Raw genomic sequence first — 16,077 nt, 5'->3', positions numbered from 1 at the left:
ATCATGGCTAAACGGAGGGATATATATGGCTGACGAGTCGGACAAATCATTAGACTACGGTAAAACAATAAGTCAACTTAAGGAAAATCTGGACAAGGCAAAAAATATGAGGATCCGTGCCGAGACAAGGATGGAGCAGCTTAACAAACAAAAACAGGAAATATTAAAGGAAATTGAGGAGATGGGCGTAAAGCCTGATGAGCTTGAGTCCGAAATAGAGAAGCTTAAAAATGATATTGAGGAAATGATTAGGGAGGCTAATAATATGCTTCCTATGGATTTGATCAACGAAAATAAAATATAATCAATATTACGATAATTGTAAGGGGAGAGCAAATGAAAAAGAAGATAGGTGTTGTTTCGCTTGGATGTCCTAAGAATCTCATAGACAGCGAAATAATGTTGGGACTTATTAAAGATGGGGAGTATGAAATTGTTAACGAAAAAGAAGAAGCACATATACTTATTGTAAACACCTGCGGGTTCATTGAGTCAGCCAAGCAGGAGTCAATAAATACCATTCTTGAAATGGCCGAGTGCAAGAAGGATAAGTGTGAGGTTCTTATAGTTACCGGATGTCTAGCAGAAAGATATAAGGAAGATATAATCAATGAAATACCTGAGGTTGATGCTTGTGTTGGAACCGGTAATGTAAGTCTTATCTGTGAGGTTATTGAGAAGGCCTATAAGGGCGAGAAACAGGTTTTATACGGCAAACTGGATAATATTGATTATATGAACTCTGAGAGGGTTGTTTCCACCCATAACGGGTATGCATATATAAAAATTGCAGAAGGTTGTGACAACTGTTGCACCTATTGTATTATTCCCAGTCTTAGAGGAAGGTTTAGAAGCAGAAAGATAGAAGATGTTTTATCCGAGGCTGTGAAGCTTTCACAAAACGGTGTAAAGGAAATAATACTGGTAGCACAGGACACTACGAGGTATGGTCTTGATATATATGGGAAAAAGATGCTGCCATTGCTTTTGCAAAAATTAGGTGCTATTGATGAAATAAAATGGATCAGGCTTTTGTATTGTTATCCTGAGGAAATTGACGAGGAACTTATTAATGAAATATCTAATAATGATAAGGTAGTTAAGTACCTGGATATTCCATTTCAGCATACCAGTGACAAAATATTAAAGGTCATGGGCAGGAGGGGAACATCAGAGGATTATAGAAAGCTTATAAAGGACTTGAGGGCTAAAGTTCCCGGGATTGTACTAAGAACCTCTGTAATTGTAGGCTTTCCCGGAGAAACCCAAGAGGATTTTAGTGAACTTTATGATTTTTTTAATGAATATAAGGTTGACAGACTCGGTGTTTTTTCTTATTCTAAAGAAGAGAATACTCCTGCAGCAAAATTAAAAAATCAAATCAGCAGCAAAACAAAGCAAGCTAGATTTGATACTATGATAAACCTTCAAAAGGAAACTATGGACTTAATTAACAGGCAAAGGCTTGACAAAGTCTACCCTACAATAGTTGAAGGAGTTGCTGATGACGGGATTTTCTATACAGGGCGTACTTACGCCGAAGCACCTGAAATTGATAGTCTTATTTACTTTACAAGTGAAGAGCCCGTCCAAACAGGGGACATAGTAAATGTTAAGATTATGAATATAGATAATTATGATTTAATAGGAGCTGTTGTTAATGAATTTACCGAATAAGTTGACCTTGTCAAGAATTTTACTGGTACCGATTTTTATGATTTTTATACTCCCTATTCCTGAATGGGTAGTAAACAGTGAGTATTTAACTTTTTTACACTCCCAGATGGTAGCACTTAATGAATTTATAAAGGGTACAGGCAAATACATTGCTGCGGGGATATTTATTATTGCATCGCTAACAGACGGTGTGGATGGATATATTGCGAGGAAAACCAAACAGGTAACAAGAATGGGCAAATTTTTGGATCCGGTTGCAGATAAACTTTTGGTCACAGCTGCACTTATTGTGCTTCTTCAAAACGGTATGCTCAGCGGATGGGCTGCAATGTTTATAATAGGCAGAGAGTTTATTGTAACGGGCTTAAGGCTTATAGCAGCTGGGGAAGGCATAGTTATAGCCGCAAGCAACTGGGGAAAAATAAAAACTGCTACTACCATGGTTGCAATAGTGTTGTCTATATTGGAGAATTTCCCGTTATCCCAATTCACAGATTTTCCATTTGACAGGGTAACAATGTTTATTGCAGTTATAGTAACAATCTATTCAGGCTATGACTATATTGCCAAGAACAGCAAGGTATTGGATTACGGTAAATAAAGGTTTTGTTACTTACAATTCAGATTGGATTATTTAAAGAAAAGGTTACGATTGTATGGCGTAGCCTTTTCTTAATGTTCAGGAAATTATGGTGTATTATACACCATAATTTTTCCTCAAAAAATAATTTTCTTGTTAATTTTAAGTTAAATATTGCATATAATCTGATTATATAATATACTCTTGGTATCAGAATATATTATCTGGTAATAATTATTATAGTTATAAGAATCAACGATTTTATAAAAAACCTAGAGGTGTGGTTAATGAGCAGGTCATCGCTGCATAAGAAAGAACGGCACAAAACTCTTATAGAAAAGATTAATGAAGACCCTTTTTTAACGGATGAGGAGTTGGCCGAAAAATTTAGCGTAAGTATACCTACCATAAGGCTTGATAGATTGGAACTTGGTATTCCTGAGCTTAGAGAAAGAGTAAAGAACGTAGCTGAAGAAAGCTATAGAAAAGTAAAATCACTGCAGGTAAAGGATTTTTTTGGAGAGCTTTTAGATATTACGTTAGGAAAGTATGGCATATCAATATTACAAACAGATGGCAGCATGGCTTTTGAAAAAACAAAAATAATCCGGGGACATTTTATATATTCCATGGCAGAATCTCTGGCAATAGCAGTAATAGATGCACATGTTGCTCTTGTAGGAGTTGCAAATATCAAATACAAAATGCCGGTGTATTCGGGAAATAAACTCGTTGCGAAGGCAGAAGTAAAACAGCAAAGAAATAATAACTATATAGTATGGGTAAAAATAACGGAGAGACAGGTAGAGGTCTTTAGAGGAAAATTTATATTAGTATCCCTTGAAAAAGTCGACAAAAAATAGTAAAGTATGATATGGGATTTTTGGATATTATATGTATAGGGAATTTGTATAGCATATCATATTAAAAATTATATTAAGTTCTAGGGAGTGAAAGTATTGCTTATTATGGTTGACGCAATGGGTGGAGATAATGCCCCATATGAAATAGTAAAAGGTTGTATGGATGCTATTAATGAAAATGATGATTTTGATATTCTCCTGATTGGAGATAAGAGCAAGATTAATAGCATTTTAAAAGAAAATGATTTCAACAATAAAAGACTGGATGTTTTCCATACGACTGAAGCCATTACGAATGAAGATAGTCCTGTAAAGGCCATTAAGAGAAAGAAGGACTCTTCAATTGTAGTTGGACTGGAAATGATAAAGGACAAAAAGGCAGATGTCTTCCTATCGGCAGGAAATACTGGTGCGTTAATGGCAGGCTCCAAAATTATTTTAGGTATGTTAGAGGGTGTAGACAGACCGGCCCTAATGAGTTTTTTACCAACGAGTAAAGGGCTATCAGTTATTGTTGATGCGGGTGCCAATACAATGTGCAAACCTGTTAATCTATTACAGTTTGGCGTAATGGGATCTTTATATATAAGTGAAGTCTTTGATGTTAAAAATCCAAAAGTGGGTATAGTTAATGTCGGAGCTGAAGAAAATAAAGGGAATGATCTTGTAAAGAGTTCATACTCAATGTTAAAGCAGGCTAATATAAACTTTATAGGCAACATTGAAGGGCGGCAGGTTTTAGATGGAGATGCGGACGTTATAGTCTGTGATGGATTTGTCGGAAACGTGCTTATAAAAACTCTTGAAGGTGCTGCAGGTTATTTGTTCGGCAGTCTTAAAGGTATATTCAACAAGAATGTCATAACAAAACTTTCGGGAGCACTTGTAAAGAAAGAGTTGAAAAAATTCAAAAAACATATGGATTATACAGAGTATGGAGGAGTTCCATTACTCGGAGTTAACGGAAAAGTAATTAAGGCTCATGGAAGCTCTAATGCAAAAGCTATCAAGAATGCCGTTATAAGAGCAAAGAGCTATGTAAAGAGCAACGTTTTGGAGCAGATAAGAGAAGATTTTAAGAATATGGAGGTTGAAGATATTGAGTAATGAAAGATTTGGAATTGGCGTTTTAGGTTTGGGAATAAGTATACCTAAAAATGTTCTTTCTAATAGTGATCTTGAAAAAAAAGTTGATACTTCTGATGAATGGATAACCAAAAGAACAGGTATTTCAGAAAGAAGGATTCTTGATAAAGATATGCCAGCCTTTACATTGGGTGCTGAGGCTGCAAAGATGGCAATAGAAGATGCAGGATTGACTCCTGAAGACATTGACCTTATAATAGTTGCTACTGAGACACCTGACTATCTGACTCCATCATCAGCCTGTATGATACAAAAACACATAGGTGCAACGAAAGCTGCTGCTTTTGATTTGAATGCCGCTTGCTCAGGTTTTATGTACAGCTTGACTGTAGCAAAGCAATTTCTCCAAACAGGTTTTAACGGATATAAAAACATACTTGTTGTGGGCTGTGAGGGACTTTCTAAGGTGACCGACTATGATGACAGAGCTACATGTATCCTTTTTGGAGATGGGGCAGGAGCTATGGTTTTAGGTAAGGTTGAAGAAGGATATGGAATACTCTCCTCATATATGGGTGCAGACGGTAATGAGGGACATAATATTACAATGCCATGCTGCTATAACACTGAAGAGGATATAAGTGTAAGAGAGCATGAGAATAAAAGGGTAATATGGATGAATGGATCCGAGGTGTTCAAGTTTGCGGTAAGGGTTATGGAACAGTCTACATTAAGAGTTCTTGATGATAAAAACCTATCTTTGGACGATGTGGATCTTATAGTTCCTCATCAGGCAAATATCAGAATTATTGAAGGAGCCACCAAAAGGCTTAATGTTGCAAAAGAAAAGGTTTACTCCAATCTGAAAAAATACGGAAATACATCATCTGCATCAATTCCAATAGCATTATATGAAGCAATTCAGGATGGCCTTGTGAAAAAGGGTGACAACATTGTTATGGTAGGATTTGGTGGAGGTCTTACCTGGGGATCTGTGCTTCTAAAATGGAATAAATAAAGTCATTTCATAAATATAATACAGTTAATTTGGAGGTAATAATGGGTAAGTTAGCTTTTATTTTCCCTGGTCAGGGAGCACAAAGTGTTGGTATGGGGAAGGAAATCTGTGAAAACTTCAAAGCTTCCTCCGATATTTTTGAAGAAGCATCTGAAAGCCTTGGTTTCGATATTAAAAAAATGATTTTTGAGGGTGATATTGAAACATTAAAAATCACAGAAAATACTCAGCCTACTATACTTACAACAAGTATTGCATGTCTTATGCCATTACTGGAAAACGGCAAAAAGCCTGATGTAGTAGCAGGATTAAGCCTTGGGGAATATACAGCACATGTAGCAGCATCTACTATGCTTTTTAAAGACGCTGTAGCCCTTGTTAAGAAAAGGGGTAAATATATGCAGGAGGCTGTTCCTTTAGGGGTTGGCACAATGGCTGCCATACTTGGTCTTGAGGGTCAGGATGTTATTGATTGCTGTAAGGAAGCTTCTTCAGTGGGGATTGTAGAGCCTGCGAACTTTAATTGCCCCGGTCAGGTTGTTGTTGCAGGGGAAGTTAAGGCCGTTGAAAAAGTTGTTGAGCTGGCAAAGGAAAAGGGAGCGAAGCGTTCAATGGTATTGCCTGTAAGTGCACCTTTCCACTGCAGCATGTTAAAACCTGCAGGTGATAAGCTTGCTTTAGAGCTGGGGAACATCAATCTAAATGAGTTTAAGTGTCCTTTGGTCACTAATGTTACTGCCAAATACATAAATGATACGTCAGTGGTTAAGGACTTATTGGTCAGACAGGTTTCCAGCCCAACTCTCTGGGAAGAAAGCGTAAAATCCATGCTTAATGACGGCGTAGATACATTTGTTGAAATAGGCCCTGGAAAAGCTTTATCAGGGTTTATTAAGAAAATAAACAAAGAAGCAAGAACTTTCAATGTAGAAGACATGGAATCACTTAAAAAGACACTTAGTGAGATGTAATGGGAGGAATGAATACTATGCAGCTAAAGGGGAAAACTGCAGTTATTACTGGTTCTTCCAGAGGCCTTGGAAAGTCAATTGCTTTGAAGCTGGCTCAATTGGGTGCTAACATTGTTTTAAACGGCAGTTCGGATGCTGTTTTTAAGACCGCAGAAGAATTTAAGGCAGCAGGTTACAATGTAATTGTTATAAAAGGAAATGTCCGTAATGAGGACGATGTTAAGCAGATGGTCAATTCTGCGGTAGAAGCATTTGGAAGCATTGACATTCTTGTTAACAATGCAGGTGTAACAAAAGATAAGCCTTTGGCTATGATGTCTTTACAAGATTGGGATGATGTTTTGGATATTAACCTTAAAGGGGCATTCTTATGTACTAAGTATGCTTCAAAGGTTATGATTAAAAAGAGGACGGGAAAAATTATCAATATTGCGTCGGTAGCTGGTAGATATGGTAATCCGGGACAGATTAACTATTCTGCTTCAAAAGCTGGGCTAATTGGTATGACTAAAACTGTTGCTAAAGAACTCGCTTCCCGCGGTATTACCTGTAATGCGGTTACACCAGGTCTTATTGAGAGCGATATGACCAATGTATTACCCGAAGAAGTCAGAAACAATTATTTAAAAAATATTCCGCTCGGAAGGTTTGGGACACCTGAAGATGTGGCTAATGTTGTGGCTTTTCTGGCTTCGAACGATTCAAATTATGTAACTGGGCAGGTAATAGATATTGACGGCGGGCTGGTAATGTAATAATATCTTTATGTGAAAGTTTTACCAACACATTCACAAATTGATGTTAAATATTAACCCCCTGTGGAAGGAGGTGAATGAATAGTGTTTGAAAAGGTTAAAAAAATTATCGTAGAACAATTAGGTGTTGAAGAAGACGATATTGCCTTAGAATCTTCATTTATTGACGATTTGGGAGCGGATTCACTAGATATAGTTGAGCTTATTATGGCGCTTGAAGAAGAATTTGATATTGAAATTCCTGACAGCGAGGCAGAAAAGATTGCAACAGTAGGTGACGCTGTAGATTTCATTAAGAATAACTCATAAAAAAAAGTCCCTATAAAGGGGCTTTTTTTTCAAAACGGATAAAACTTGAAACAATAACTAAAGTTACCATTATCACACGAATGGCAATTTTATTAAAATAAATTCTTAATTAAACAAAGTAAGTTTTAAAAAGTAATTTTTAATATGAAAGTTTCGATTGCAAATATATAAGGAGGTTGTTTTATGAAAAAGAGAGTCGTAATAACAGGACTGGGTGTTATCTCATCATTAGGGTTTGAAGTTAATAAGTTCTGGAATTCAATAAAGGAAGGTAAATGCGGTATAAGCACTATTGAACGTTTCGATATATCAAACTATACAACAAAAGTTGCAGCTGAAATCAAGGATTTTGATCCGACTGTATACGTTGATAAAAAGGAAGCAAAAAGGATGGACAGATATACTCAGTATGCTATGGCTGCTGCGAAGGAAGCTGTAGAGATGTCACGCCTTGATTTGGAAAAGGTTGATAAGCACAGATTCGGATGTATCGTAGGTTCAGGTATAGGGGGCATCGAAACCTTTGAAAACCAGCATGAAACATTAATGAATAAAGGACCGGGAAGGGTAAGCCCATTCTTTATACCAATGATGATTGCAAACATGGCTTCCGGTCGTATCGCAATACAGTATGGTGCAAAGGGATTCAATGAGACTGTTATAACAGCATGTGCTACATCTACAAACGCCATTGGAGATGCTTTCAAGGTAATTCAGCGTGGAGATGCTGATATAATGATTACAGGTGGTTCTGAAGCTGCCATCACTCCTATATCAATTGCAGGTTTCTGTTCAATGAAGGCGATGTCTACAACAGAAGATCCAAGCGATGCATGCAAGCCATTTGATGCTGGAAGAAATGGATTTGTAATGGGTGAAGGGGCTGCAATAATCATATTGGAAGATTATGAACATGCGGTTGCCAGAGGTGCCGAAATTATTGCAGAGGTTATTGGATATGCTTGTACAAATGATGCTTTTGACATAGTTGCACCAGCACCGGAAGGTGAAGGCGGAGCAAGATGTATGAGTCTTGCCGTTAAAGATGCGGGAATTAAGCCGGAAGATGTAGACTATATAAATGCACATGGCACATCAACAGAGTACAACGACAAGTATGAAACAGCCGCTATCAAAACTGTTTTCGGTGCCCATGCCAATAAGCTTGCGGTAAGCTCAACAAAATCCATGACAGGACACCTTTTAGGTGCTGCAGGTGCTATAGAAGCAATAATTACATCGTTGGCATTAAAAGAAGGATTTTTACCTCCAACAATTAATTACAAAAATCCTGATCCTGAGTGTGATCTCGATTATGTTCCTAATGTTGGACGCAGTGCGGATATAAAATACGCAGTATCCAATTCATTAGGTTTTGGAGGACACAACGCTTCTATAGTATTAAAGAAATTTGAATAAATTAAAGTGTGTGCAAAACACATATTAAATATTAGTCACGATCAGAAAAAACTTCCGCTATAAATTTCGCTCATGTGTTGACTTAGCCCGTCAACACCCGCTCAAAAGCGGAAGTAATTTTTTGATCATAACCTAAGCACAGAATAGAGGACGTGACATACGTCCTCTATTGGTGTCTGGAAACTATATAATATTAGGTTTTGGAGGCTTTATGATTAACTTGGAAATTCTATTGGAGAGTATTGGCAGCTTTGAAGAGCGGATAAACTACAAGTTTAAAAATAAAAAGAATATTATTTTAGCACTTACTCACAGCTCGTATGCTAACGAGAACAGAAATGAAAGGCTTTCAAGCAATGAAAGACTGGAGTTCCTAGGTGATGCAGTATTGAACATTATAATAAGCGAAACTATTTATAATAACTACCCCAATTTGTCGGAGGGTCAACTTACCAAAGTAAGGGCGAATATTGTTTGTGAACAATCTCTGGTAAAGTGCTCCAACAACATTGAAGTAGGTAAGTTTCTTCTTTTGGGAAAAGGTGAAGACATAAGCGGAGGAAGGACAAGGACTTCAATTTTGTCCGATGCATTTGAAGCTGTTATCGGTGCCGTTTATCTTGACGGAGGCATGAAAAATGCAAAAGCCTTTGTATACAGCCAGATGGAACACTTGATAAAGGATTCTGTTTCAGGCATTATTTTTCTAGATTACAAAACTCAGTTCCAGGAGATTGTGCAAAAAGACGGCGAAAAGAAAATTGCTTATGAAATAGTTGAGGAGAACGGGCCGGATCATGACAAGGAGTTTGTAGCACAGGTAAAGGTAGCTGAAAGAATTATCGGAAAAGGTAAAGGGAAAAGTAAGAAGGAAGCGGAGCAGGCTGCTGCCAAGGCGGCTTTGGAAATGCTCAGCACAAAATAAAATGTCGCAAAAGGTGATATTGTGGGTAAAAAGCATATGATAATCCCTGTTTTTATTCCTCATAAGGGCTGTCCCTTCGATTGTATTTACTGCAATCAGAAAATAATCAGCGGGCAAACCGAGGAAATGACAGTTGAAAAGATGCGTGAAACTATAGAGGCACATCTATCTACTGCAGGGGAAGACAGTTACATTGAAATAGGATTTTACGGAGGAAGCTTTACCGGTATTGACACCCAAAGACAAATACAGTTTTTAGAAGCTGCCGATATGTATTTTAACCTTGGAAAAATTAAAGGAATAAGGCTTTCTACAAGGCCCGATTATATAGACCCCGAAATTGTGGGCAGATTAAAAAAGTATAATGTAAATACTATTGAGCTTGGTGTTCAGAGCCTTGATGAAGAAGTTCTTAGAATAAGCGGCCGCGGACACAGTGCAGATGATGTATACAAGGCTGTAAGACTTATCAGGGAAAGCGGAATAGAACTTGGAATTCAGACTATGATAGGTCTTCCGGGCTCAAATACTAAGAAGGATATTGATACAGCAAAAAAAGTAGTGGATCTTAAGCCAAGCATTGTAAGGATTTATCCAACGCTTGTTGTTAAAAATACTTATCTTGAAAAAATGTTTAAGGATGGAAAATATATCCCCTTAGATGTTGAAGAAGCAGTTGGTCTATGTGCAAAACTTCTGGATATTTATAATAAAAATGACATAAAGGTTATAAGAATAGGCTTGCAGCCTACAGATAATATTAACAGCGATTTTGATGTTGTAGCAGGACCTTTTCATCCATCCTTCAGACAATTAGTGGAGTCAAGGCTGTGGCTGTGCAGGATAGAAAATTATTTAAAAGAGTATTCATTATTTCATGAACGTGATATAATTATATATACAGGAAAAAAATACATTTGTGAAATCATTGGACAAAGGAGGGGTAATATCGAATACCTTAAGAATAAATACGGTTTCAAAAGTATTTTAGTAAAATGTATTGAGGATGTAAACACGGAATTTTTCATAAGGGGGTCGTAAATAACAATAAAATTTGAAGATTTATAAGAAAATTTGCAGGAATTTAAAAACTAGTGTAGAATTATAAGTACGTATTATTTAACACTGATATATAGATAAAATATTTGATTATTTGTAGGGGGATAAGTGTATGGAAGTTCTTAAAGTATCGGCTAATTCTCAGCCTAAATCTGTAGCAGGGGCTCTAGCAGCGGCATTGAGGGATCGTAATTGTGCGGAAATTCAAGCAGTTGGAGCCGGTGCAGTAAATCAAGCAGTTAAGGCTATTGCCATTACTAGAGGTTTTGTTGCACCAAACGGAATTGATTTGGTAGCGGTACCTGCATTTTCAGAAGTCAGCATCGATGGGGAAGAAAGAACAGCTATAAAATTCTTAATACAACCTAGGTAAAAGAATAATCTCAAGCCTGTTCATTAGTAAAATAATGGACAGGCTTTTTAATATGAACGAATATTACAGGAATTTTACATATTTCTAAATAATGACTTTAGTAACTATACTTTTGGCAATAAACTATGTATACTTAAGGAAGATTTATCACTTTTGATTAGAGAGTCAATTTTAGGGGGAGACGTATGAATAGAGAAAGAGTTTTATCTTATTTTCTTGTAATTATCATGATTTTGTCGTTATTTAGTCCGCAGGTGATGGCACAAGATAATGGAGGTAACGTACAGAGCTATGATGAGGAGTCGTTTTATAAGGTTTTTATGGACAGAGAGTTTGGTAAAGAGGTGCTGGCGGCTTTAAGGGCAAATCCGGATAACGTAGATTGGTCTTTAGTTAATGATGAAAGCCTGGCTGCTATAAAAAGTATTAAACTGGGTAATGGAGTTTTAAATCTAAAGGGTATGGAAAAACTATCCGGGCTTGAAAAGCTTTATATTCAATGTACGGAAGTTAGTGAATTCCCTGATAACATTGAAAACAGCCTTAAAAATCTCAAATCCCTGTCCTTGGACCGCAATCGTAAACCATTGACAGTACCGGCGTTTGCATCCTTGACAGAATTTTTCGCTCTGTCAGGGCAAGCTATAACAATGGAATCCAAAGCCTCATTCGAATTGATGTCTAACCTCAAAACATTGCATTTATCGAACTCAAAAATTACAGATAACATATCAGTATCGAAAGTCATCGATTATTCAAAGTTTCAGGAGCTTGAAAGCTTATACATATGCGATGCTGGATTGGACTCACTGCCGGACGGTATTAAGGAGCTTAGTAAGCTAAAGGTTTTGGATGTAAGCTCAAATTCCATTGGATCTGTACCAAATGGATTCTTTGAAAATTTAAAAAATATAGGACATCTAAGAATGAGTGGCTGTAAATTAAGTTCTATTCCTGATGATATCCTTAGTATTACAGACTTATCATATCTGGATATATCATATAATCATATAAGCTCTTTACCATCTATTAATAATGTATCTAGCTCATGCAGTACGCTAGATTTAAGTGGTAATAAAATAAATGTTTATCAGGATGATTTTTTTGATTCATTTCCCAATCTGTCCAATTTACATTTAGATGATTGTGGCCTAAGTGAAATTCCTCAAATTTTATTGAAATTGGAAAAGCTAACATATTTAAGTTTAGGGAGAAATCTTCTAGAAAATGCAATCAAAAACAGTAATTTTATAAGAAACTTTGAAAATCTACAAGGAATTGATCTTTCCAACTGTCAGCTAACTGAGTTTCCATTGCAAATTGGTGAATTGCCCCATCTATTTTCCCTAAATCTTTATAATAATAACATAAGAAATTTTCCGGACAGTGATGCTTTACAGGGCAAATTTGATAACCTTAGGTATCTTGATATGGTAAGCTGCAATCTTACTGAGTTTCCTGACCTGGCATGTTTTCCGAATATATCCAATTTGGATTTGCAGGGCAACTTCATTAATAGTGTACCTGAAGATATGGATCTAAGCAAAATGGAATATGGGTATATTGATTTATCAAACAATTATTTTATCAGCATTCCAAAACTATTTATTGAGCATGCAAAGTCCAATATTTGGATAAATTTATCAGAAAACTTTATAAAAAATGATGATGTGTTGCCTGAAAGCATAAGTGTTAGCCCAAATCAGCTTATTTTTAAAGATATGCCGCCTTATTTTGTATCTAATCAGAGTGTTGATATGTCTTTGTATTTATCTACCGAGGACAAACTTTATTCTAGTGTGGCGGAGGATATATATGCAGTAAAAAACCTGGTGGAATATACAGTAGCAAAGGACGGACAAATAATCGACGGACTTATAGATAATGATGGTAAGCTTACAATAGTTGATAAAGGAACATATGTAATTAGTGCAAAACTTAAAGATGCAGAGGAAGGAAATCCTTATGCAAAAGCTAGTACATATGTTGAAGTTATTTATAGCAGTGATTTTTATAACGAGGAAAAGTTCAAAGCCGCATTTCCGGATGAGGCTTTCGGATTTGAGGTGTTGAAAGCTTTAGACGCAGTAACCGGTAGTGTTTATAGTGTGGATTACAAAACAGTAGATTGGCAAAGGGTTAATGATGTACGATTATCCCAAATTAAGCATTTATACGTTTCTAATGATGGCGTGTCCGATTTAACAGGATTGGAAAAGCTAAATGGACTACAAAATCTAAATATATCCTATTCAAAGATCAATGGGTTTCCAAACGATATCGAAAGCAAGCTTTCAAATCTGAAATCTTTGAGCCTTTCCGATAATGTAAACGCAATCACTGTACCTAAATTTGCAAATCTTACTAACCTTATATGTGGTTATGTATCCAGTCAGGCATTGTCAGTAGTCCAGAATATTACAAAGGATTCAATAGATTCAATTTGTTCCATGAAGAATTTAAAGAGCTTGTCACTTAATAATGCAAAAGATTTGAATCAAAATTTGGTTCTGGCTAATTCTATAGATTATACCAAGCTTCAAAACCTCGAAAAATTGGAAATTTTAAACAATGGATTTGAAGAGCTGCCGAAGGGTATTGAAACACTAAAGAACCTTGTGTCAATTGACTTATCATATAATAATTTAAAGTCATTGCCAAGCTATTTCGAAACATCCTTTCCTAACTTACAGGATATATCGTTAAAAAGTTGTAAGCTGGAATCATTTCCTGATGTTATCTCGAAATTAACAAATTTGTATACTTTGGATCTAGGAAGCAATGATTTAAAAGAAATACCCAAAGACAAAGGGCTTGCAGCATTAAAGAACTTAAAATGGTTAGACCTTAGTAAATGCGAATTAGCAACATTTCCTGAGGACATTTTAAAACTTAATAACCTTAATTATTTATATTTATCCCATAATAAAATTAAAAGCCTGCCTTCTAACATGGATGCAATATGGAATCTGTGGTCTTTGGATATATCAAATAATGAATTTGAAAGATTTCCAGAAGAAGTTCTCAATCTATATACTTTAAAGGGATTATCACTTAATGAGAATGTAAATATAAAAGAAGTACCCGGTGGAGCTGAGGGGATAGGCAAACTTAAGCAAATATCAAGCATTGGCCTAAGCAATTGCGGATTGAAACAGGTCCCTGATTTTAGTGCTAATACTAATCTTTACATGATAAATCTATCTAGTAATAATATTCTGAAAATCCCTGATGATTTTAATTTGCCAAGTAAAACGATAAATTATGTTGACTTTTCAAATAATAATATTTCAAGTATACCAGTATCAATCATTAATGATGCAAAGAACTGGAACTCAACATACTGGTTTTCACAAAACTATTTAACCCCTTTTGTGGGCCAGCTCTCTAATAGGATTATTATAGAAAATTCTAAACAGCTTGCCTTTAAATCAAGCATGCCGGAGAGCTTTGACGCTTCAAACAAGTTTGATTTAAAAAACTATATAGTATATAAGATTGGAAATGAGACAGAAAGCAGTAATGGGCTGGAAAATGCTGTAGAATACTGCTATATGGATAGTGGAGGAAATGTAAATCTTGTAGAAGACGGAGTATTAAGTATAGATAAGCCTGGTACCTATACTGTTAAAGGTATTATAAAGGGAGCGGACTCAACTAATGTAAATGCTGTTGCAACTAGAGTACTTTCTGTTGATGCTGTCGCAACGCCTTCACCGACTACAACTCCGTCGCCGACGCAAGCAAGTCAGGCTCCTGTACCGCCGCCGGTTCAGTCAACAGTACAGGCATCCCCGACGCCTACCCTCGCAATTGTAACTATGCCTGTTGATGATAAGGGGGTTCCGGCAGTTAATCCAAACGGATTAATCATAACCGCAGATAAAAACAAGACTATAGTGGATATAAAAGCAAGCGAAGACTATATGACCAAAATGATTAAAAACAAGGTTTGTGAAATAGACCTTTTTAAAGAAATCAATACTATAAGCAGCATGGTAAATATCCCTGAAAACTTTATTAAAAGCCTTGACGAAAAGGGAGTAAGTGACATAAGGCTGATTACGCCGTTTATCACCATTAGATTTAGCATAAAGGAATTTGCTTCAAAGGATATATCCAAGCTTTCAATAAACCTTGGAAAAAGGTCCGACTTAAGTCTTACTAAAGAGCAAAAGAGAATAATAGGACCTTCAGAGGTTATTTATATGGCATTTGAAGTAGAGAATGCAGACGGTAAAAAGACTGAATTAAAGAAGACCAAAAGCCCGATAAGTATAAAACTTCCTTATGAATTGGAAGGTAAAAATGACAGGCTTACTTTATACAGTTTAGGCACTGAAGGTGAAATAGATAACCTTGCTGCAAAGTACGATGAGGCTTTAAAGGCCGTCACAACCAAAACAAAAACAATTGCCTCTGTATCGGTAGTAAATAACAGTATCCAGTATAATGATGTGAAAAAGGGCAATTGGGCACAAAATTACATAGAAGTCATGTCCGCAAAGGGAATTGTTAAGGGTTATGAAAACGGCATATTTAAGCCTGATCTTAATATTACAAGAGCGGAGTTTGCTTCCATAATAACAAGGCTCTTGAAGCTTGAAGCAAGTGGCCAAAGCACGTTTACAGACATAAAAGATGGCGATTGGTATAAAGATGCTGTAATGGCAGCGGCAGAGGCTAATATAATTACCGGCTGGAAGGGCAAATTCATGCCCAATGACAGGATCACAAGAGAAGATGCGGCTGTAATGATTTCAAGGGCGTTAGCATATGTCAACGGCCTTTCGGAGGATCACGGAGGTGAGCTGACGTTCAGGGATAAAAAGAAAATATCTCTGTATGCAGAAGAACATATCAGGTTTGTAGTTGGTAAGGGGATCATGTCAGGTAAAGCTGATAGCTATTTTGATCCTAAAGGCTACACAACAAGGGCCGAAGTAGCAAAAATGGTTTACATGCTCTTTGAACAGATGTAGGGATTAAACTATATAAATAACATAGTCCTGAAATAATTTTGCAACTATTTATAAACTAAA

Annotated in this window: 14 protein-coding genes; all 14 read left to right on the top strand. The window is 36.4% G+C overall.

The genetic code is table 11. From position 1 onward, the window contains the following. Positions 1-25 precede the first annotated feature (25 nt). The 14 genes from VIO64_RS00595 (at position 26) to VIO64_RS00530 (ending at position 16,017) form a co-directional block, all read left to right on the top strand. Positions 26-304 (top strand): hypothetical protein, encoded by a 279-nt coding sequence (locus VIO64_RS00595; RefSeq protein ID WP_331914178.1) that lies wholly within the window; start codon positions 26-28, stop codon positions 302-304. A gap of 32 nt (positions 305-336) precedes the next feature. Beyond that, positions 337-1,677: a 30S ribosomal protein S12 methylthiotransferase RimO gene (rimO, locus tag VIO64_RS00590; RefSeq protein WP_331914176.1), complete on the top strand. Its 1,341-nt coding sequence runs from the start codon at positions 337-339 to the stop codon at positions 1,675-1,677. Beyond that, the gene (gene pgsA, locus VIO64_RS00585; protein ID WP_331914174.1) at positions 1,661-2,278 is read left to right on the top strand and encodes a CDP-diacylglycerol--glycerol-3-phosphate 3-phosphatidyltransferase; all 618 of its coding nucleotides are present in this window, start codon (positions 1,661-1,663) and stop codon (positions 2,276-2,278) included. Before rimO ends, pgsA begins: the two co-directional genes overlap by 17 nt. A 266-nt stretch (positions 2,279-2,544) precedes the next feature. Continuing rightward, positions 2,545-3,120, top strand: a complete 576-nt coding sequence (fapR, locus tag VIO64_RS00580; protein ID WP_331914172.1) for a transcription factor FapR — start codon at positions 2,545-2,547, stop codon at positions 3,118-3,120. Positions 3,121-3,216: 96 nt separating this feature from the next. Next, complete coding sequence (gene plsX / locus VIO64_RS00575) at positions 3,217-4,227, top strand: phosphate acyltransferase PlsX (RefSeq protein WP_331914170.1); 1,011 nt, start codon at positions 3,217-3,219, stop codon at positions 4,225-4,227. Then, entirely contained in the window at positions 4,220-5,224 is a 1,005-nt protein-coding gene (locus tag VIO64_RS00570) for a beta-ketoacyl-ACP synthase III (protein ID WP_331914168.1), read from the top strand. The genes plsX and VIO64_RS00570 overlap by 8 nt, the downstream gene beginning before the upstream one ends. Positions 5,225-5,265: 41 nt before the next feature. After that, on the top strand, positions 5,266-6,195 hold the full coding sequence (fabD, locus tag VIO64_RS00565; RefSeq protein ID WP_331914166.1) for an ACP S-malonyltransferase: 930 nt from the start codon (positions 5,266-5,268) through the stop codon (positions 6,193-6,195). Between the two features lie 17 nt (positions 6,196-6,212). Continuing rightward, on the top strand, positions 6,213-6,950 hold the full coding sequence (fabG, locus tag VIO64_RS00560) for a 3-oxoacyl-[acyl-carrier-protein] reductase (protein ID WP_331914164.1): 738 nt from the start codon (positions 6,213-6,215) through the stop codon (positions 6,948-6,950). Positions 6,951-7,034: 84 nt separating this feature from the next. After that, the gene (gene acpP / locus VIO64_RS00555) at positions 7,035-7,259 is read left to right on the top strand and encodes an acyl carrier protein (RefSeq protein ID WP_331914162.1); all 225 of its coding nucleotides are present in this window, start codon (positions 7,035-7,037) and stop codon (positions 7,257-7,259) included. Between the two features lie 183 nt (positions 7,260-7,442). Then, positions 7,443-8,678 (top strand): beta-ketoacyl-ACP synthase II, encoded by a 1,236-nt coding sequence (fabF, locus tag VIO64_RS00550; protein WP_331914160.1) that lies wholly within the window; start codon positions 7,443-7,445, stop codon positions 8,676-8,678. Between the two features lie 211 nt (positions 8,679-8,889). Next, complete coding sequence (gene rnc, locus VIO64_RS00545; protein WP_331914158.1) at positions 8,890-9,603, top strand: ribonuclease III; 714 nt, start codon at positions 8,890-8,892, stop codon at positions 9,601-9,603. A gap of 21 nt (positions 9,604-9,624) precedes the next feature. Then, positions 9,625-10,644, top strand: coding sequence for an elongator complex protein 3 (locus VIO64_RS00540; RefSeq protein WP_331914156.1), 1,020 nt, complete (start codon positions 9,625-9,627; stop codon positions 10,642-10,644). Positions 10,645-10,774: 130 nt separating this feature from the next. After that, positions 10,775-11,035 carry a stage V sporulation protein S gene (locus tag VIO64_RS00535; protein ID WP_036944348.1) on the top strand — a complete coding sequence of 87 codons (261 nt, stop codon included), beginning with the start codon at positions 10,775-10,777 and terminating at the stop codon, positions 11,033-11,035. Positions 11,036-11,220: 185 nt separating this feature from the next. Beyond that, positions 11,221-16,017, top strand: coding sequence for an S-layer homology domain-containing protein (locus tag VIO64_RS00530; RefSeq protein WP_331914150.1), 4,797 nt, complete (start codon positions 11,221-11,223; stop codon positions 16,015-16,017). Positions 16,018-16,077 lie beyond the last annotated feature (60 nt).

The organism is Pseudobacteroides sp., assembly GCF_036567765.1.
Lineage (GTDB): Bacteria > Bacillota > Clostridia > Acetivibrionales > DSM-2933 > Pseudobacteroides.
The sequence above is the reverse complement of the archived record's forward strand: the minus strand, read 5'-3'. Positions and strand labels throughout refer to the sequence as shown.